At 61.0% G+C, this 17,742-nt stretch carries 19 protein-coding genes; 8 read left to right on the top strand and 11 right to left on the bottom strand.

Going from position 1 to position 17,742, the window contains the following annotated elements; genetic code table 11:
• Nucleotides 1–324 precede the first annotated feature (324 nt).
• A complete protein-coding gene (locus tag BT199_RS14255) occupies nt 325–765 on the bottom strand; it encodes a hypothetical protein (protein ID WP_019819992.1) in 441 nt (146 codons plus the stop codon).
• On the opposite strand from BT199_RS14255, the gene BT199_RS14250 reads away from it, so the two are divergent.
• Nucleotides 764–1,219, top strand: a complete 456-nt coding sequence (locus BT199_RS14250; protein WP_003171120.1) for a tRNA (cytidine(34)-2'-O)-methyltransferase — start codon at nt 764–766, stop codon at nt 1,217–1,219. The two genes, BT199_RS14255 and BT199_RS14250, sit on opposite strands and share 2 nt — an antisense overlap.
• Nucleotides 1,220–1,377: 158 nt before the next feature.
• Here the strand turns inward: BT199_RS14250 and secB are convergent, their stop codons facing one another.
• From secB to BT199_RS14235, 3 genes are read right to left on the bottom strand one after another with little or no spacing between them, the layout of a single operon-like run.
• Nucleotides 1,378–1,857, bottom strand: coding sequence for a protein-export chaperone SecB (gene secB / locus BT199_RS14245; protein WP_014716520.1), 480 nt, complete (start codon nt 1,855–1,857; stop codon nt 1,378–1,380).
• 42 nt (nt 1,858–1,899) lie between these two features.
• Nucleotides 1,900–2,154 carry a glutaredoxin 3 gene (grxC, locus tag BT199_RS14240; RefSeq protein WP_019819989.1) on the bottom strand — a complete coding sequence of 85 codons (255 nt, stop codon included), beginning with the start codon at nt 2,152–2,154 and terminating at the stop codon, nt 1,900–1,902.
• A 1-nt stretch (nt 2,155) separates the two neighbouring features.
• A complete protein-coding gene (locus BT199_RS14235; RefSeq protein WP_003187796.1) occupies nt 2,156–2,569 on the bottom strand; it encodes a rhodanese-like domain-containing protein in 414 nt (137 codons plus the stop codon).
• A 151-nt stretch (nt 2,570–2,720) separates the two neighbouring features.
• Between BT199_RS14235 and gpmI the strand changes: the two genes are divergently transcribed.
• From gpmI to BT199_RS14215, 4 genes are all read left to right on the top strand, one after another.
• Entirely contained in the window at nt 2,721–4,247 is a 1,527-nt protein-coding gene (gene gpmI / locus BT199_RS14230; protein ID WP_072434761.1) for a 2,3-bisphosphoglycerate-independent phosphoglycerate mutase, read from the top strand.
• Between the two features lie 258 nt (nt 4,248–4,505).
• On the top strand, nt 4,506–5,801 hold the full coding sequence (locus tag BT199_RS14225; protein ID WP_019819986.1) for a murein hydrolase activator EnvC family protein: 1,296 nt from the start codon (nt 4,506–4,508) through the stop codon (nt 5,799–5,801).
• 30 nt (nt 5,802–5,831) lie between these two features.
• Nucleotides 5,832–7,145, top strand: coding sequence for a S41 family peptidase (locus BT199_RS14220; protein WP_020302395.1), 1,314 nt, complete (start codon nt 5,832–5,834; stop codon nt 7,143–7,145).
• A 2-nt stretch (nt 7,146–7,147) separates the two neighbouring features.
• Entirely contained in the window at nt 7,148–7,921 is a 774-nt protein-coding gene (locus tag BT199_RS14215) for a divergent polysaccharide deacetylase family protein (protein WP_019819983.1), read from the top strand.
• 136 nt (nt 7,922–8,057) lie between these two features.
• Here the strand turns inward: BT199_RS14215 and BT199_RS14210 are convergent, their stop codons facing one another.
• The 7 genes from BT199_RS14210 to BT199_RS14180 form a co-directional block, all read right to left on the bottom strand.
• Complete coding sequence (locus BT199_RS14210) at nt 8,058–8,813, bottom strand: substrate-binding periplasmic protein (protein WP_014716515.1); 756 nt, start codon at nt 8,811–8,813, stop codon at nt 8,058–8,060.
• A 66-nt stretch (nt 8,814–8,879) separates the two neighbouring features.
• Nucleotides 8,880–9,650, bottom strand: coding sequence for an imidazole glycerol phosphate synthase subunit HisF (gene hisF, locus BT199_RS14205; RefSeq protein ID WP_003187786.1), 771 nt, complete (start codon nt 9,648–9,650; stop codon nt 8,880–8,882).
• A gap of 9 nt (nt 9,651–9,659) precedes the next feature.
• Entirely contained in the window at nt 9,660–10,397 is a 738-nt protein-coding gene (gene hisA, locus BT199_RS14200) for a 1-(5-phosphoribosyl)-5-[(5-phosphoribosylamino)methylideneamino]imidazole-4-carboxamide isomerase (protein WP_003187784.1), read from the bottom strand.
• Between the two features lie 39 nt (nt 10,398–10,436).
• Nucleotides 10,437–10,694, bottom strand: a complete 258-nt coding sequence (locus BT199_RS14195; RefSeq protein WP_014716514.1) for a DUF2164 domain-containing protein — start codon at nt 10,692–10,694, stop codon at nt 10,437–10,439.
• Complete coding sequence (hisH, locus tag BT199_RS14190) at nt 10,694–11,332, bottom strand: imidazole glycerol phosphate synthase subunit HisH (protein ID WP_014716513.1); 639 nt, start codon at nt 11,330–11,332, stop codon at nt 10,694–10,696. Before hisH ends, BT199_RS14195 begins: the two co-directional genes overlap by 1 nt.
• The gene (gene hisB / locus BT199_RS14185) at nt 11,332–11,928 is read right to left on the bottom strand and encodes an imidazoleglycerol-phosphate dehydratase HisB (RefSeq protein ID WP_003187781.1); all 597 of its coding nucleotides are present in this window, start codon (nt 11,926–11,928) and stop codon (nt 11,332–11,334) included. The genes hisH and hisB overlap by 1 nt, the downstream gene beginning before the upstream one ends.
• A 276-nt stretch (nt 11,929–12,204) precedes the next feature.
• Nucleotides 12,205–13,866: an OFA family MFS transporter gene (locus BT199_RS14180; RefSeq protein WP_019819976.1), complete on the bottom strand. Its 1,662-nt coding sequence runs from the start codon at nt 13,864–13,866 to the stop codon at nt 12,205–12,207.
• Between the two features lie 326 nt (nt 13,867–14,192).
• Here BT199_RS14180 and BT199_RS14175 point away from each other — a divergent pair, with 326 nt between their 5' ends.
• The 3 genes from BT199_RS14175 to BT199_RS14165 are packed head-to-tail and all read left to right on the top strand — an operon-like array spanning nt 14,193 to nt 17,742.
• Complete coding sequence (locus BT199_RS14175; RefSeq protein WP_072434759.1) at nt 14,193–16,409, top strand: AsmA family protein; 2,217 nt, start codon at nt 14,193–14,195, stop codon at nt 16,407–16,409.
• Nucleotides 16,406–17,473, top strand: coding sequence for an A/G-specific adenine glycosylase (gene mutY, locus BT199_RS14170; protein ID WP_072434757.1), 1,068 nt, complete (start codon nt 16,406–16,408; stop codon nt 17,471–17,473). The genes BT199_RS14175 and mutY overlap by 4 nt, the downstream gene beginning before the upstream one ends.
• Entirely contained in the window at nt 17,470–17,742 is a 273-nt protein-coding gene (locus BT199_RS14165; RefSeq protein ID WP_034125530.1) for an oxidative damage protection protein, read from the top strand. The genes mutY and BT199_RS14165 overlap by 4 nt, the downstream gene beginning before the upstream one ends.

Below are 17,742 nucleotides of genomic sequence, written 5' to 3'. Positions count from 1 at the left end.
TTGTGCAATGCCTGCAGACTGTGCACCGCTTCAATGCACGATGAACCGGCATTGAGCACAGACCAGAAAACTCGCATATCGCTTTCGCTACAAATTTCTTGGCAGTAGAAACAAACAAAGCCCCGTATTCCGGGGCTTTGCGCTTTTGGCATTTTTTTCAAGCAACAATTGCAAGTTTTGGCACGCCCCCTGCAATAACCCCAGTACTACCCAGTTTCGGGGACCTTGGTACAGGCAGGCCGAGAATCCCCTCTTTAACACCGAAGCCTCAGGCTTCACCCCGTTTTGGGAGCCCTGGTACAGGCAGGCCGGGAACTCCCTCTTTTATTGCTCTTGGAGATGGATCTCCAGCCGCCAGCGGCCATCGACCTCTGCACCGCTCCACTCCCCCCGCAACGGCCGAGCCGCCACCAGGTTCAGCAGCAGGCCAGCGTCGGTCTTGCGTATGCGCCAATTCACGTCCTTGTCATTGACCTTGAGCTGCCCGCTGGCAGCCTTGCCCTGGGCGTCAAACAGCAACGCCACGGTGCCGTCGATATGCTCGCCGTGCAGCTTGGGTTCGTCGTTGAACCACACCACCAAACCATCCGCCGCAGGTTCTACCTGTTGCAGCTCAAGCGGCTCGGGGGTGGTCAAGCGACCGATCATCAAGCCAATCATCAAGCCGACAATCGCCAATGAGCCCAACACCCTCGGCAATAGCTTCGGTCTCGGGTCGTCTTCGGGGGTAGAATGCAGCGCATCTTTGCCTTCGGAGCCGTGCATGTTTCACGTCATCCTTTTTCAACCAGAAATTCCGCCGAATACCGGCAACGTTATCAGGCTGTGCGCCAACAGTGGCTGTCACCTGCATTTGATCGAGCCGCTGGGCTTTGACATGGACGACAAGCGCCTGCGCCGCGCCGGGCTGGACTACCACGAGTACGCCACCCTCAAGCGCCATGCCGACCTGGCCAGTTGCCTGGAGAGCCTGGGCCACCCTCGGCTGTTCGCGTTCACCACCAAGGGCTCGCGGCCGTTTCACGATGCCAGCTTTGCCGAGGGCGATGCCTTCCTGTTCGGCCCGGAAAGCCGGGGCCTGCCGGCCGAGGTGCTCGACGCATTGCCCGATGGCCATCGCCTGCGCTTGCCGATGCGTGAAGGCTGCCGCAGCCTGAACCTGTCGAACACCGTGGCCGTCGCTGTTTACGAAGGCTGGCGACAACTGGGCTTTAAATAAAACGCAAAACAAATGTGGGAGGGGGCTTGGGTGGGAGCCGGGCTTGCCCGCGATGCAGGCACCTCGGTGTGTCAGTCACACCGCAGTGATGCTATCGCAGGCAAGCCAGCTCCCACCCAAGCCCCCTCCCACATTTTTGATCGGCGCCGCTCAAAAAATCATTGAACGGTCGGAGCGCCTTCCTGTTGCATGCGCTGCAGCTCTTGGGCGTACAGGGCATCGAAGTTCACCGGGGCCAGCATCAGGGCCGGGAACGAACCACGGGTGACCAGGCTGTCCAGGGTCTCACGGGCATACGGGAACAGGATGTTCGGGCAGAACGCGCCCAGGGTGTGGCTCATGGACGCTTCGTCCAGGCCCTGGATCAGGAAGATACCGGCCTGTTGCACTTCAGCGATGAAAGCGACTTCTTCACCATTCTTGACGGTAACCGACAGGGTCAGCACGACTTCGTGGAAGTCGCCTTCCAGGGCTTTCTGACGGGTGTTCAGGTCCAGCGCAACGCTTGGGGTCCATTCCTGACGGAAGATCGCCGGGCTTTTCGGCGCTTCGAACGACAGGTCGCGCACGTAGATGCGCTGCAGCGAAAACTGTGGGCCTTGAGCTTCTGCTGCTTCGGTATTCTGTTGATCAGTCATCGCAGATCCTTCTTTATCTTGGGGTTCTTAAGGGGTTGGCAGTCAGACGGACAGCAGCGCATCAAGTTTACCGGCGCGCTCCAGAGCGAACAGGTCATCGCAACCACCGATATGCCGGGTGCCGATCCAGATCTGCGGGACCGACGTGCGGCCAGCCTTCTGGGCCATTTCGGCGCGCACCTGAGGCTTGCCATCAACCTTGATCTCTTCGAAGGCGACCTTCTTGCTCTGCAGCAGCTGCTTGGCTCGAATGCAAAACGGGCAATAATCGCTGGAATATACGACAACCTGGCTCATATCACTTCACCAACGGCAGGTTATCGCCACGCCAGCTGCTGATACCACCCGACAGCTTGGCGGCGGTGAAGCCGGTCTTGAGCATCTCGCGGGCGTGGGTGCCCGAGTGCTGGCCTTGGGCGTCGACCAGGATAATGGTCTTGGCCTTGTATTTTTCCAGCTCGGCCAAGCGCGCGATCAGCTTGTCCTGAGGAATGTTCAGGGCACCAACGATGTGGCCAGCGGCATAATCCTTGGCCGGGCGAATATCGACGACAACGGCCTCATCCTTGTTGACCAGCGCGGTCAGCTCCGACGTGCTCAGGCTGCGACCACCGCGGCTCAGTTCATGCGCGATCAGCAGCGCCAGCAGGATGACGAAGGCACCCACGAGCAGGTAGTGGGCAGTGGCAAATGCAATCAGGTGATCAACCATCAAGGAGGTTCCAGGGCGTTAAAATGGCGGTAAGTATACACAGCCGCCAAGGAGGGCCAACCCCCGTAAAGCGGTGACGCGCTCGGAACTTCGCTTTAAACTGCCACTCCCTTTTCCATTGTCTTCCTTTATTACCGCCGCGAGAGGATCTATGACTACCACGCCTAAACCTTTGGTCCTGATAATTCTCGATGGCTTCGGACACAGTGAAAGCCACCACGACAACGCCGTGTACTCGGCCAACAAGCCCGTGCTGGACCGCCTGACTGCAACGGTTCCCAACGGTTTGATCTCAGGTTCCGGCATGGACGTGGGCCTGCCGGACGGCCAGATGGGTAACTCGGAAGTCGGCCACATGAACCTCGGCGCCGGACGAGTGGTATATCAAGACTTCACGCGTGTGACCAAAGCGATCCGCGAGGGTGAGTTTTTCGAGAACCCGACCATCTGCGCGGCGGTCGATAAAGCCGTCGCCGCCGGTAAAGCCGTGCACTTCATGGGCCTGTTGTCGGACGGCGGCGTACATAGCCATCAGGATCACTTGGTCGCCATGGCCGAACTGGCGTTCAAGCGCGGTGCCGACAAGATCTACCTGCACGCCTTCCTCGACGGCCGCGACACACCGCCCAAAAGCGCGCAATCGTCGATCGAGCTGCTCGACGCCACCTTCGCCGCCTTGGGCAAGGGCCGCATCGCCAGCCTGGTGGGCCGTTACTTCGCCATGGACCGCGATAACCGCTGGGACCGTGTCGCCCAGGCCTACAACCTGATCGTCGAAGGCCAGGCCGAATTCAACGCGGCCACCGCCCAGGAAGGCCTGGAAGCAGCCTACGCCCGTGGCGAAAGCGATGAGTTCGTCAAGGCCACCACCATCGGCGAGCCGGTGAAGGTCGAAGACGGCGACGCCATGGTGTTCATGAACTTCCGCGCCGACCGCGCCCGTGAACTGAGCCATGTGTTCGTCGATGAAGGCTTCAAGGACTTCGAGCGCGCACGCCAGCCAAAGGTCGAGTTCGTCATGCTTACCCAATACGCCGCCAACATCCCGGCCCCGTCGGCATTCGCCCCGGGCAGCCTGGAGAACGTGCTGGGCGACTACCTGGCTAAAAACGGCAAGACCCAGCTGCGCATCGCCGAAACCGAGAAATACGCCCACGTGACGTTCTTCTTCTCCGGTGGCCGCGAAGAGCCGTTCCCCGGCGAAGAGCGCATCCTGATCCCGTCGCCAAAAGTCGCTACCTACGACTTGCAGCCGGAAATGAGCGCACCGGAAGTGACCGACAAGATCGTCGACGCCATTGATCACCAGCGTTATGACGTGATCGTCGTCAACTACGCCAACGGCGACATGGTTGGCCACAGCGGCAACCTGGAAGCGGCGGTCAAGGCCGTGGAATGCCTGGATAAATGTGTTGGCCGCATCGTCGACGCGCTGGAAAAAGTCGGCGGCGAAGCACTGATCACCGCCGACCACGGCAACTGCGAACAGATGTCCGACGAATCCACTGGTCAGGCTCACACAGCACACACCACCGAGCCGGTACCGTTCATCTATGTCGGCAAACGTGACCTGAAAGTGCGTGAAGGTGGCGTGCTGGCGGATGTGGCGCCGACCATGCTGAAACTGATGGGGCTGGAGCAACCGAAGGAGATGACCGGGACCTCGATCCTGGTCTGATCCAAAGTACGCCACAAAACAGTGTGGGAGCGGGCTTGCCCGCGATAGCGGCTAATCAGTCGACATCTATGTCGCTGACCCACCGCAATCGCGGGCAAGCCCGCTCCCACATTGGTTTTGTGGTGTTTGATAGATGTCTTTTTGCCATACCATCGCCACTCGGCGGCTATCTTGCCCTACCGCCCCAATTGGGCGTTTTTTTTGCAGCGCTTGGCGGGCATACTAGGCCGTCCTTTTCCCCTGGTGTCGCCCGCCTCTATGCTTCGCGCCTTGATCACCCTTGCTCTTGTCTGCCTGCTCCAACCGGCATTTGCCGATGAGCGCGCACAAACCCAACAACAGTTGGACGCTACGCGTCAGGACATTACCGAGCTGAAAAAACTGCTCGGCAAGCTCCAGGAAGAAAAATCCGGGGTGCAGAAAGACCTGCGCGGCACGGAAACCGAGATGGGCAAGCTGGAGAAGCAGGTCCAGGAGCTGCAAAAAGAACTAAAGAAGAGCGAGTCGGAACTGGAGCGACTCGACGCTGAGAAAAAAAAACTCCAGAGCGCACGCGTTGAACAGCAACGCCTGATCGCGATCCAGGCCCGTGCCGCGTACCAGAGCGGACGCCAGGAGTACCTCAAGCTGCTGCTCAACCAGCAGAACCCGGAAAAATTCGCCCGTACCCTCACCTATTACGACTACCTGAGCCAGGCACGCCTGGCGCAATTGAAGGGGTTTAACGAAACCCTGCGCCAATTGGCCAATGTCGAGCAGGAGATTGCCGACCAGCAATCGCAACTGCTCGACCAGAAAACCGCCCTCGACACCCAGCGTGATCAGTTGGACAAGGTGCGCAAGGAACGCCAGCAGGCCCTGGCCAAGCTCAACAGCGACGTAAAAGCCCGCGACGCCAAGCTCCAGGCACGCGAGCAGGACCAGGCCGACCTGGCCAAAGTCCTCAAGACTATCGAAGAAACCCTGGCCCGCCAGGCACGCGAGGCCGAAGAAGCGCGGCAAAAAGCGCTGATCGCCCAGCAGGAAGCCGAAAAAAAGCGTCAGCGTGAGGCCGAACTGGCTGCCACCAGCGACGCTCCGGCCCCGCGCAAACCGGCGCGTGCAGCCCCTGGCCCGCTGGTTTCCAGCAGTGGCGAGTCCTTCGGTGGCCCTTTTGCTTCAGCTCGGGGCAAACTTCCATGGCCGGTTGATGGTCGATTACTGGCACGCTTTGGGGAAACCCGTGGCGATGACACCCGTGCCAAGTGGGATGGCGTGATGATCAGCGCCTCTGCCGGCAGCCAGGTCCACGCCGTGCATGGTGGGCGCGTGGTGTTCGCCGATTGGTTGCGGGGCGCCGGCTTGCTGGTGATTCTTGACCACGGTAATGGCTATTTGAGCCTTTACGGCCACAATCAGACACTACTCAAGTCGGCAGGTGATGTTGTAAAAGCCGGTGAATCCATCTCCACTGTCGGTAACAGTGGTGGCCAGGACACCCCGGCGCTGTACTTTGCTATTCGTCAGCAGGGCCGCCCGAGCGACCCTGCACAATGGTGCCGGTCCCAAGGATAGGGTCGCATCTACATTAGGAGTTCGTTCGACATGCTGCATTTGTCCCGCCTCACTTCGCTGGCCCTGACGATCGCCCTGGTGATCGGCGCGCCTCTGGCTTTTGCCGACCAGGCCGCACCGGCTGCACCTGCCATGGCTGCGACGACCAAGGCGCCATTGCCGCTGGACGAGCTGCGCACCTTTGCCGAGGTCATGGACCGGATCAAGGCAGCGTATGTCGAACCCGTAGACGACAAGGCCCTGCTGGAAAATGCCATCAAGGGCATGCTCAGCAACCTCGACCCGCACTCCGCCTACCTGGGCCCGGAAGATTTCGCCGAGCTGCAGGAAAGCACCAGTGGTGAGTTCGGCGGCCTGGGCATCGAAGTGGGCTCCGAAGACGGCCAGATCAAAGTGGTCTCGCCCATCGACGACACCCCAGCGTCCAAGGCCGGCATCCAGGCCGGCGACCTGATCGTGAAGATCAATGGCCAGCCGACCCGTGGCCAGACCATGACCGAAGCCGTCGACAAGATGCGCGGCAAGCTCGGCCAGAAGATCACCCTCACCCTGGTACGCGACGGCGGCAACCCGTTTGACGTGACCCTGGCCCGTGCGACCATCACGGTCAAGAGCGTGAAGAGCCAGTTGCTGGAGTCGGGCTACGGTTACATCCGTATCACCCAGTTCCAGGTCAAGACCGGCGACGAAGTGGCCAAGGCCCTGGCCAAGCTGCGCAAAGACAACGGCAAGAAGCTCAACGGCATCGTGCTTGACCTGCGTAACAACCCAGGCGGCGTGTTGCAGTCGGCGGTTGAAGTGGTCGACCACTTTGTCACCAAGGGCCTGATCGTTTATACCAAAGGCCGGATTGCCAACTCCGAACTGCGCTTCTCGGCCACCGGCAACGACTTGAGCGAAAACGTGCCGTTGGCGGTGCTGATCAACGGCGGCAGCGCCTCGGCCTCGGAAATCGTCGCCGGCGCCCTGCAAGACCTCAAGCGCGGCGTGCTGATGGGCACCACCAGCTTCGGCAAAGGCTCGGTGCAGACCGTATTGCCGCTGAACAACGAACGCGCACTGAAGATCACCACGGCGCTGTACTACACGCCTAACGGCCGCTCGATCCAGGCCCAGGGCATCGTGCCGGACATCGAAGTACGCCGCGCCAAGATCACCAACGAGATCGATGGCGAATACTACAAAGAGGCCGATCTGCAAGGTCACCTGGGCAATGGCAACGGCGGCGCCGACCAGCCAACCGGCAGCCGCGCCAAGGCCAAGCCGATGCCCCAGGACGATGACTACCAACTGGCCCAGGCACTCAGCCTGCTCAAGGGCTTGAGCATCACCCGCAGCCGTTGATCATGCGCTTTGCCCTGATCTTCGCTGTGCTGTGCAGCCTGGCAGGGGTCGCTCAAGCGGCCCCTGCCGGCGAACCGCACAAAGCCTACCTGACGCTTATCATCGACGACCTGGGGCAAAACCTGCCTCGGGATCGTCGCGTGCTTGCGCTACCCGGCCCGGTGACCGCCGCCATCATGCCGGACACGCCCCACGCCGCCGAATTCGCCCGTGAGGCCCACAAGGCTGGCAAGATCGTGATCCTGCACATGCCTATGGACCCGGCCACCGGTCCATTCGCCTGGCACCCGGAGCTGTCCATCGAAGAACTGGGCAAGCGCCTGGACGCGGCATTTGAAGCCGTGCCCTACACCGCCGGTATCAACAACCACATGGGCAGCCGCATGACTGCACAACCGGTAGCGATGGCCTGGCTGATGGGTGAGTTGCAACGGCGCCACAAGTTCTTCGTCGACAGCCGAACCAGTGCGCAAACCGTCGCCGCCGCCGAGGCACAGAAGATCGGTTTAGCCCATGTGTCGCGGGATGTATTTCTCGATGACGAACGCACCGAGGCGGCGATTACCACGCAACTGCAGACCGCGATCAAACTGGCGCACAAGCAGGGTTCGGCAGTCATGATCGGGCATCCTTACCCACAGACGCTGGCGGTACTGGAGCGCGAATTGCCCAAGCTCAAGGCGCAGGGCGTGGAGTGGATCGATATCAAGTTGATGATCAGCGTGCGCAGTAATCGGGCGATGGCCGGGCATGGCAAGGACGGTATTTACCGTTAAGGAAGATCGCAAAGATCTACTGTGGGAGCGGGCTTGCCCGCGATGGCGGAGTGTCGGTCACACAGGTATTGGCTGATCCATTGTTATCGCGGGCAACCCCGCTCCCACATTGTTGATCGTGTTCATCCTGCCGACTTCAGAGGTAACGCGCCATGATTTCGTCTATACGGCCGCTGTTACGTAACTCATCCAATGCGGCCTGGAGCCTGGCCACCACCTCATCCGGCACGTCCTTGTTCAACGCCAGGTAAAGCTGCGCACTGTTGAACCGCAACACCGTCTTGAGCCCGTTCACCCCCACCTGCCGCGCCAGGTAACGCCCGGCAGGATCGCCGGTGGCCCACAGGTCGATCTGGCCTTCCATGAGCTTTTGCGCATTGTCCTGGTCACGCAGGGCGACCATCGGCTTGAGCCCCTGCTTGTCGAGGCTTTCGGCAATGGCGTCGCCTTTGTAGGCGCCAATCTTGTAGCGGCGCGCTTGCTCCAGGCTTTCTAGCTGAATCTTGCTGTCGGCCTTGGCCAGCAGTACCCAATCATCCGGGCCGATGGGGCCGACCCATTTGAACAAGGCTTCACGGTCTGGCAGACGCGCCATCACAAACACACCGTAACCGGGTTTTTCCAGGGCGAGCTTGTAGATTCGTTCCCACGGGAAGCGCAGGGTCAGGTTGTAGGAAATGCCGGCACGCTGGAAGGTTTCGCGCATGATGTCTACGGCGATGCCTTCGATGTTCTCGTCCTTGGCGAAGTTCTTGCCGTTTTTCGCCATGTTGTAGGGCGGGAAATTTTCCGTCAGCAACACCAGGGAGGCGTCAGACGGTTGTTCGGCGTGTGCCGTAGCCGCCATGAACATGGAGGAACTGGCGAGGGCGAGCAGCAGGTGTTTGAACATGAAGGCTACCGGAATCCATGGCAAGCGCAGAGAGTGCCGCGAGCCTGCCATGGTGTCCAGCAGCGTTTAGCGCACGACGATACCGCGCGCCGCCATATAGGCCTTGGCCTCGGGCACGGTGTATTCACCAAAGTGGAAAATACTCGCCGCCAGCACCGCGCTGGCATGGCCTTCGAGCACGCCATCGGCTAAGTGTTGCAGGTTGCCGACGCCGCCCGACGCGATCACCGGGATGCCCAGGGCATCACTGATGGCGCGGGTGACGCCCAGGTCGAAACCGTTTTTCATGCCGTCCTGGTCCATGCTGGTCAGCAGGATTTCACCGGCGCCCAGGCCTTCCATCTTCATCGCCCACTCCACCGCGTCCAGCCCGGTAGGCTTGCGCCCGCCGTGGGTGAAGATCTCCCAGCGCGGGGTTTCGCCCGGGCCGGACACCTTTTTGGCGTCGATAGCCACCACGATGCATTGCGAGCCGAAGTGTTGCGCGGCTTCGCCGACAAACTCAGGGTTGAACACGGCGGCGGTGTTGATCGAGACCTTGTCCGCACCGGCATTAAGCAGGTTGCGGATGTCTTGCACGGTGCGCACGCCACCGCCCACGGTCAGCGGGATAAATACCTGGCTGGCCATGCGCTCGACGGTATGCAGCGTGGTGTCGCGGCCATCGACGCTGGCGGTGATGTCGAGGAAGGTGATCTCGTCGGCACCTTGCTCATCGTAGCGACGGGCGATTTCTACCGGGTCGCCGGCATCACGGATGTTCTCGAACTTGACGCCCTTGACCACACGACCGTTGTCGACGTCCAGGCAAGGGATGATGCGTTTGGCCAGCGCCATGGTCAGTCCTCAGCCGTTGTAGGCGTCGCAGTAAGCCTGAGCTTCGGCGACGTCCAGGGTACCTTCATAGATCGCACGGCCGGTGATGGCGCCGATAATGCCGGGAGCCTTGGCGTCCAGCAGCGACTTGATGTCACCCAGGTTGTGAATGCCGCCCGAGGCGATCACCGGAATCTTGGTGGCCGCTGCCAGGGCTGCGGTGAACGGAACGTTGCAGCCCTGCATCATGCCGTCTTTGGCGATGTCGGTATAAACGATGGCGGACACGCCGTCGGCTTCGAACTGTTTGGCCAGGTCGATCACCTGCACGGTGCTGATTTCAGCCCAGCCATCGGTGGCAACAAAGCCGTCTTTAGCATCCAGGCCGACGATAACCTTGCCGGGGAACGCGCGGCAGGCTTCGGCGACGAAGGCTGGGTCTTTCACGGCCTTGGTGCCGATGATCACGTAGCTCACGCCCGCCTTGACGTAGTGCTCGATGGTTTCCAGGGAGCGGATACCACCGCCGATCTGGATCGGCAGGTTCGGGTAGCGTTTGGCGATGGCGGTGACCACCTCGCCATTGACCGGCTGGCCTTCGAAGGCGCCGTTCAAGTCCACCAGATGCAGACGACGGCAGCCCCCTTCTACCCATTTGGCAGCCATGCTCACCGGGTCATCGGAGAACACCGTGGAATCTTCCATGCGGCCTTGGCGCAGGCGGACACAAGCGCCGTCCTTGAGATCGATAGCGGGGATAATCAGCATCTGGCAAACCTTATTCGATATTCAGCAATGCTTGGGAAATCAGGGTTTCTCAAGCGACCACAAGTCGCTTTCGATGCTTTCGAACCTTTCCTTAAGGAGCGTCTGCGTGTCGAAAACCGCCCTGTTGTAATAATGCGGCGCCACTTCGGTGGTGAACAGCTCAAGAATCTCGGCGACCTCGAACGAACCCAGCTTGAGCTCGAAGCGGTCTTCCATGAAACGTTTGATCTTGTCGGTGGCCGCACGCTCCTGCTCGGGCGTGAGGTTCAAGATCGGCGGCTTCGGTTTCTTGGCCATTACCAGCGACCATCCCACGCGGCGAAGTTCTGCAGCAATTGCAGGCCATGGGTATGGCTCTTCTCCGGGTGGAACTGCACGGCAAAGCGCGAACCATCGGCCAGCGCGGCGGCAAAATCGACGCCGTAATGCCCGCCACCCACCACCTGGCGCGGGTTACCGGCGGCGATGTAGTAGCTGTGCACGAAGTAGAAACGCGCCATGTCCGGAATGTCGTGCCACAGCGGGTGGTCGACGGTGCGGCGCACTTCGTTCCAGCCCATGTGCGGGACTTTGAGGTGCTCGCCCTCTTCATGCAGGTCTTTGCCGAAGAACTTCACCTGGCCCGGAAACACCCCGATGCAGTCGACACCGCCGTTCTCTTCACTGCTGTCGAGCAAAGCCTGCATGCCCACGCAGATACCGAGGAAGGGGCGGTCCTGGCTGACTTCGCGCACCAGGCTGTCAAAGCCCAGGCGGCGGATCTCGGCCATGCAATCGCGAATCGCGCCAACGCCGGGGAACACCACGCGGTCGGCTTCGCGAATCACGTTGGCATCGCTGGTGATCAGCACCTTGCCGGCACCTACATGCTCAAGGGCCTTGGCCACCGAGTGCAGGTTACCCATGCCGTAATCGATAACCGCGACCGTCTGCATTACAGAACGCCCTTGGTCGACGGCATTTGCCCGCCCATGCGCTCATCGACTTCTACAGCCATGCGCAACGCGCGGCCGAAAGCCTTGAACACGGTTTCGATCTGGTGGTGGGTGTTGGTGCCGCGCAGGTTGTCGATGTGCAGGCTGACCAGTGCGTGGTTGACAAAGCCCTGGAAGAATTCCTGGAACAGGTCAACGTCAAAGCCACGGCCCACGTTCGCGCGGGTGTAAGGCACGTGCATCTGCAAACCCGGGCGGCCGGAGAAGTCGATGACCACCCGGGACAGCGCTTCATCCAACGGGACATAGGCATGGCCGTAGCGACGGATGCCTTTTTTGTCGCCGATGGCCTTGGCAAACGCCTGGCCGAGGGTGATGCCCACGTCTTCCACCATGTGGTGGTCGTCGATATGCAGGTCGCCTTTGCCGACGATATCCAGGTCGATCAGCCCGTGACGGGCGATCTGGTCCAGCATGTGCTCAAGAAAAGGGACACCGATATCGAATCGGGCCTTTCCGGTGCCATCCAGGTTGATCGAGGCTTTGATCTGGGTTTCCAGAGTGTCGCGCTCGACAGATGCCTTACGTTCGGCCATCACCAGCTCCGCAAAATCATTGGGCGAAAAAGGCAGCCATTATAGGGGCGCAGGCGCTAAACAGAAACAACGAAGGGGATAAGACTGACGAGTTGGAGCGAGGAATGTCGGGGATAGACATGTGCATACATGTGAGCATGGGCTTATGTGGGAGCTGGCTTGCCTGCGATAGCATCACTGCGAGGCAACTGGTACACCGAGGTGCCTGTATCGCAGGCAAGCCAGCTCCCACATTAGCCCGGCCCCACAGGAGCCGGGCCCACTCTTAGTGCGGTGTCAGTGGAACAGTACCGCCGTCTTCTGCAGGGTCACCCACACACCCCACGCCAGCGGAATACCCACTACCAGCCACGCGGCAATCGCCAGCGGCTTGCTGGCGGCGGAGGCCTTCCACTCCAGCACGGTGGTGGCATCGGCACCTTTGTCATGGCCCAGCGCCTGTTCGGCGGCAAGTTCTGCATCAGTCATGAAGTACTTATCGGCCACCGGGCGCACCAGCAGGTTGCAGATGAAGCCCAGCACCAGCAAGCCGGCGAGGATGTACAAGGTGATGTCGTAGGCCGCGGCGCGTTCAACGCCGATGCTCAACTGGTATTCACGCAGGTAGTTCACCAGCACCGGGCCCAACACGCCCGCAGCGGCCCAGGCGGTCAACAGGCGACCGTGGATCGCGCCAACCATCTGGGTGCCGAACAGGTCGGCCAGGTAGGCCGGAACCGTGGCAAAACCACCGCCGTACATCGACAGGATGATGCAGAACGCCGCCACAAACAGCGCCACGTTGCCCAGATGCCCCAGGTTCGGGATCAGCGCGTACAGGGCAAAGCCCAGGGCGAAGAACACGAAGTAGGTATTTTTACGCCCCAGGTAGTCAGAGAACGAGGCCCAGAAGAACCGGCCACCGATGTTGAACAGGCTCAACAGGCCGGTAAAACCAGCGGCAATGGCTGCAATGGAGGCCAACTGGCCCGCATCCAATTGGCCAAATGGCACATCAACACCCAACAACTTGCCGCCGAACACTTCCTGCAGCAGCGGCGAGGCCATGCCCAAGATGCCGATACCGGCAGACACGTTCAGGCACAGCACCAGCCATACCAGGCGGAACTGCGGGGTTTTCCACGCCACATTCACATGCACGTGACGGTGAGTGATCATCGCATTGCTGGCTTTTTTCGCCGGCGCGGTCCAGCCCTCAGGCTTCCAGCCGGTCGGCGGTACGCGATACAGCAGGGCGCCACCGATCATGAACACGAAATAAATCGCCGCCATGACCACAAAGCTCTGCCATACGCCCACGCTGGTGGGCGAAGAGAAATGGCCCATCAGTGCCGCAGCCAGGGGCGCACCCACCATCGCGCCGCCGCCGAAGCCCATGATCGCCATGCCGGTCGCCATGCCGCGCTTGTCCGGGAACCACTTGATCAAGGTCGAAACGGGCGAGATATAGCCCAGGCCCAAGCCGATACCGCCAATGACACCGGAGCCGATCCACATCAGCCAGATCTGGTGGGTATAGATACCCAGCGCCGAGATCAGCAGGCCACCGCACCAGCACAACGCCGAGACAACGCCGGCCTTGCGTGGCCCGGCATGTTCCAGCCAGCCGCCCCAGATCGCTGCCGAGCAGCCCAGGAAGATGAAGAACAGGGTGTAGATCCAGCCCAGCATGGAGATCGGCCAGTCGCATTGGGACGAAAAGACTTGGGCGATAAAGCTCATGTCCGGCGCGCAGGCCACCGGCGCGGTGATACCCAGCGCCTTGGACAAGGGCAGCCAGAACACCGAGAAGCCGTAGGCCATGCCGATGCACAAGTGGATGGCCAGTGCGGCCGGTGGAACTAGCCAGCGGTTGAAGCCCGGCTTGGCGATGATGCGTTCCTTGGACAGGAACGCAGGCTGTGCGGCGGCATTGCCGGCCACAGTGCTAGTGCTCATTGGTGTTTCCCCCAGTTATTGGTATGCGTCCGTCAGGCGCTCTCTCCCTCGGCCTTGCACGCAAAGCGTGGCCGTTTTGTTGAGTGAAGCTCCCTTTAAGGCGCGACGTTAAGTCGCAGAAGGCGGACGAACGTGCAGAGATTAGCACCAGTGGATGACAGAAAAATCAAACTGCCACTACCTTTTTTGGATTATCTGTATTTTTCTGACGTCAAAATCCCATTTCCGCGCCGGTGGATACAATGTAACGATCCGTGAACTGACGCCGGCCTTCGGGCGTTATACTCTGCGGCTAAATTTTGAAATCGACATACAAGGACTCGCCCATGAAAGCGTTCGGCAAAATCCTGGGTCTGGTACTTCTGGGGCTGTTGCTGATCATTGTGGCGCTCGGCTTTGCCCTGACCCACCTTTTCGATCCCAACGACTACAAAGAAGAAATTCGCCAGATAGCCCGCGACAAGGCCCACATCGAGCTGACGCTCAATGGCGATATCGGCTGGAGCCTTTTCCCCTGGCTGGGCCTGGAACTGCACGAGGCCAGCGTCGCGACCCTGACCGCACCCACCCAACCTTTCGCCGACTTGCAGATGCTCGGCCTGTCGGTGCGCGTACTGCCGCTGCTGCGCCGCGAAGTGCAGATGAGCGATGTGCGTGTCGAGGGCCTGAACCTGCGCCTGAACCGCGATAAGCAAGGCCACGGCAACTGGGAAGACATCGGCAAGAACCTGCCCGACGAAACCGCCGGTGCCCCCGCTCCCGCGCCGGTCGAACCGGTGGCTGAAACCAAGCCGGAAAAACCGCCGCAGCCGATCCGCCTGGACATCGACAGCCTGACCATCAACAACGCCCGCGTCGAATACACCGATGAACAGACCGGCAAGCAATTGAGTGCCGAGAGCATCCAACTGAGCGCCGGAGCCATCCACGAAGGCGCCAGCATTCCGCTGAAACTCACGGCGTTCCTGGGTAGCAACCAGCCGCTGATGCGGGTCAAGACCGAGCTGAACGGCAACTTGCGCATCCAGCGGGCCCTCAAGCGCTACCAGTTCGAAGACATGCGCTTAAGCGGTGAAGCCACCGGCGAGCCGCTGCAAGGCAAGACCGTGAGCTTCTCTACCCAGGGCCAACTGCTGGTGGACCTGGCGGCCAACGTCGCCGAATGGACCAACCTGAAACTGGCGGCCAACCAATTGCGCGCCTTGGGCGAACTGAAGGCCAATGACCTGGACAAAACCCCGCAAATCAGCGGCGCCCTGTCGGTTGCCCAGTTTGACCTGGCCAAGTTTCTTGAGAGCATCGGCCACCCACTGCCAGCCATGGCCCCAGGTAGCCTGAGCAAGGTCGAGCTGGTGAGCCGCCTCAAGGGCACGCCCACCAGCGTCGCCCTGGAAGACCTGAACCTGAAGCTCGATGGCAGCACCTTCACCGGCCGCGTCGCCGTGGATGATTTCGCCAAGCAGTCCCTGCGTGTGCAGCTCAAGGGCGATACCTTCAATGCCGACAATTACCTGCCGGCCAAATCCGAAGCCGCCAAAGGTGCAACCGCTGCACGCCAGGCCGAAGTACAGAGCAGCGAGGCCGGCGCCATGGCGGCAGGCGGCAACACGCCATTGCCCGAGGCGCCGACCAAAGGTGCCTGGAGCAATGACAAACTGCTGCCGCTGACGCGCCTGCGCAGCCTGGACGTAAATGCAGACCTGGCCTTTGGCGAGCTGACCCTTAGCCAATTGCCCATTCAAAATGCGGTGCTTAAAGCCTCCGGCATTGACGGGCAACTCAAGCTCGACACCCTTAGCGGCGGCCTCTACAACGGCACGTTCCAGGCCAACGGCACACTCGACGTGCGCCAGGACACGCCAGTGCTGGCCCTGCAAAGCCACATCAAGCAGGTACCTGTTGAACGCATCCTGCAGGCCCAAGGGAAAACTCCGCCGGTCAAAGGCCAGCTCACCCTCGACAGCAACCTCAGCGGCCGCGGCAACAGCCAGAAGGCCCTGATCGACAGCCTCAACGGCACCGCCAGCATCGTGATCAACAACGGTGTGCTGCTCAATGCCAACATTGAGCAGCAACTGTGTACCGGCATCGCCCTGCTCAACCGCAAGACCCTGAGCACCACGCCAGGCGGCAAGGACACGCCCTTCCAGGAACTGCGCGGCAACCTCACGTTCCGTAACGGCGTGGCCAGCAACCCCGACCTGAAAGTACGCATTCCTGGCCTGACGCTCAACGGCAACGGTGATGTGGATTTACGCGTGCTGGGCATGGACTACCGCGTCGGCATCATCGTCGAAGGCGACAAGCGCGACGTGCCGGACCCAGCCTGCCAGGTCGGCGCCAACTTCCAGGGCATTGAGGTGCCACTGCGCTGCCGAGGCCCGCTTGAGCTTGGCGCCAAGGCCTGCCGCCTGGACAAGGACGGCCTGGGCCAGGTCGCCCTCAAGGCTGCCGGCAACCGCCTCAACGAGAAGCTGGAAGAGAAACTCGACAAGGTTAACCCCAAGCTCAAAGACGCATTGAAAGGCCTGTTCAACCGATGAGAAACGAGCAGTTTTCACAAGCGGTGCTGGACTGGTACGACCGCCATGGCCGCCACGACCTGCCCTGGCAACAGGGCATCACCCCTTACCGGGTGTGGGTGTCGGAGATCATGCTGCAACAGACCCAGGTCAGCACCGTGCTCAACTACTTCGACCGGTTCATGGCATCCCTGCCGACGGTCGAAGCCCTGGCCGCCGCGCCGGAAGATGAAGTGCTGCACCTGTGGACGGGCCTGGGCTACTACACACGGGCGCGCAACCTGCAGAAGACCGCCAGGATCGTGGTGGCCGAACACGGCGGCGAATTCCCCCGCGACGTGGAAAAGCTCACCGAGCTGCCGGGCATCGGCCTGTCCACCGCGGGTGCGATTGCCAGCCTGAGCATGGGCCTGCGCGCACCGATCCTCGACGGCAACGTCAAACGCGTGCTGGCGCGCTTTACCGCCCAAGAGGGCTACCCTGGCGAACCCAAGGTGGCCAAGCAGCTGTGGGCCACCGCAGAGCGCTTCACACCCTTTGAGCGCGTCAACGCCTACACCCAGGCCATGATGGACATGGGCGCCACCCTGTGCACCCGCAGCAAACCCAGTTGCCTGCTGTGCCCGCTGGAAAAAGGCTGCGAAGCCCACATGCTGGGCCTGGAAACACGCTACCCGATCCCGAAGCCGCGCAAGACCATCCCGCAAAAGCGCACGCTGATGCCCATGCTGGCCAACGCCGAGGGCGCGATCCTGCTTTACCGTCGCCCGTCTACGGGCTTGTGGGGCGGCTTGTGGAGCTTGCCGGAGCTGGACGACCTGCAAGACCTGGATCACCTCGCCAACCAGCACGCGCTGGCGCTGGGCAAGCATCAGGAACTGCCCGGGTTGGTCCACACTTTCAGCCACTTCCAACTGGCCATCGAACCCTGGCTGGTCCAGGTCGAGGAAACCGCCCATCACGTGGCCGAGGCCGACTGGCTCTGGTATAACCTCGCCACCCCGCCGCGCCTGGGCCTTGCCGCCCCGGTGAAAAAACTGCTGAAGCGCGCGGCCGACGTATTGAACGCAGGAGTTTCGTCATGACCCGCACCATCATGTGCCGCAAGTACAAAGAAGAACTGCCAGCCCTGGAGCGCCCTCCGTACCCAGGTGCCAAGGGCCAGGACATCTACGAGCACGTCTCCGCCAAAGCCTGGGGCGACTGGTTGAAACACCAGACCCTGCTGATCAACGAAAAACGCCTGAACATGATGAATGCCGAGGACCGTAAATACCTGGCCGGCGAAATGGACAAGTTCTTTTCCGGCGAGGAATACGCCAAGGCCGACGGCTACGTTCCACCTGCTCAATAA

The organism is Pseudomonas sp. NFR02, assembly GCF_900119375.1.
Taxonomy (GTDB): domain Bacteria; phylum Pseudomonadota; class Gammaproteobacteria; order Pseudomonadales; family Pseudomonadaceae; genus Aquipseudomonas; species Aquipseudomonas paracarnis.
Note: the sequence above shows the minus strand (reverse complement) of the source record. Positions and strands in the feature narration are given on the sequence as shown.

Excerpts from the sequence above, each read along its gene's own strand:
- BT199_RS14250 (WP_003171120.1), top strand. The coding sequence starts at position 764 with ATGTTTCACGTCATCCTTTTTCAACCAGAAATTCCGCCGAATACCGGC.
- BT199_RS14255 (WP_019819992.1), bottom strand. The coding sequence starts at position 765 with ATGCACGGCTCCGAAGGCAAAGATGCGCTGCATTCTACCCCCGAAGAC.
- secB (WP_014716520.1), bottom strand. The coding sequence starts at position 1,857 with ATGACTGATCAACAGAATACCGAAGCAGCAGAAGCTCAAGGCCCACAG.
- grxC (WP_019819989.1), bottom strand. The coding sequence starts at position 2,154 with ATGAGCCAGGTTGTCGTATATTCCAGCGATTATTGCCCGTTTTGCATT.
- BT199_RS14235 (WP_003187796.1), bottom strand. The coding sequence starts at position 2,569 with ATGGTTGATCACCTGATTGCATTTGCCACTGCCCACTACCTGCTCGTG.
- gpmI (WP_072434761.1), top strand. The coding sequence starts at position 2,721 with ATGACTACCACGCCTAAACCTTTGGTCCTGATAATTCTCGATGGCTTC.
- BT199_RS14225 (WP_019819986.1), top strand. The coding sequence starts at position 4,506 with ATGCTTCGCGCCTTGATCACCCTTGCTCTTGTCTGCCTGCTCCAACCG.
- BT199_RS14220 (WP_020302395.1), top strand. The coding sequence starts at position 5,832 with ATGCTGCATTTGTCCCGCCTCACTTCGCTGGCCCTGACGATCGCCCTG.
- BT199_RS14215 (WP_019819983.1), top strand. The coding sequence starts at position 7,148 with ATGCGCTTTGCCCTGATCTTCGCTGTGCTGTGCAGCCTGGCAGGGGTC.
- BT199_RS14210 (WP_014716515.1), bottom strand. The coding sequence starts at position 8,813 with ATGTTCAAACACCTGCTGCTCGCCCTCGCCAGTTCCTCCATGTTCATG.
- hisF (WP_003187786.1), bottom strand. The coding sequence starts at position 9,650 with ATGGCGCTGGCCAAACGCATCATCCCTTGCCTGGACGTCGACAACGGT.
- hisA (WP_003187784.1), bottom strand. The coding sequence starts at position 10,397 with ATGCTGATTATCCCCGCTATCGATCTCAAGGACGGCGCTTGTGTCCGC.
- BT199_RS14195 (WP_014716514.1), bottom strand. The coding sequence starts at position 10,694 with ATGGCCAAGAAACCGAAGCCGCCGATCTTGAACCTCACGCCCGAGCAG.
- hisH (WP_014716513.1), bottom strand. The coding sequence starts at position 11,332 with ATGCAGACGGTCGCGGTTATCGATTACGGCATGGGTAACCTGCACTCG.
- hisB (WP_003187781.1), bottom strand. The coding sequence starts at position 11,928 with ATGGCCGAACGTAAGGCATCTGTCGAGCGCGACACTCTGGAAACCCAG.
- BT199_RS14180 (WP_019819976.1), bottom strand. The coding sequence starts at position 13,866 with ATGAGCACTAGCACTGTGGCCGGCAATGCCGCCGCACAGCCTGCGTTC.
- BT199_RS14175 (WP_072434759.1), top strand. The coding sequence starts at position 14,193 with ATGAAAGCGTTCGGCAAAATCCTGGGTCTGGTACTTCTGGGGCTGTTG.
- mutY (WP_072434757.1), top strand. The coding sequence starts at position 16,406 with ATGAGAAACGAGCAGTTTTCACAAGCGGTGCTGGACTGGTACGACCGC.
- BT199_RS14165 (WP_034125530.1), top strand. The coding sequence starts at position 17,470 with ATGACCCGCACCATCATGTGCCGCAAGTACAAAGAAGAACTGCCAGCC.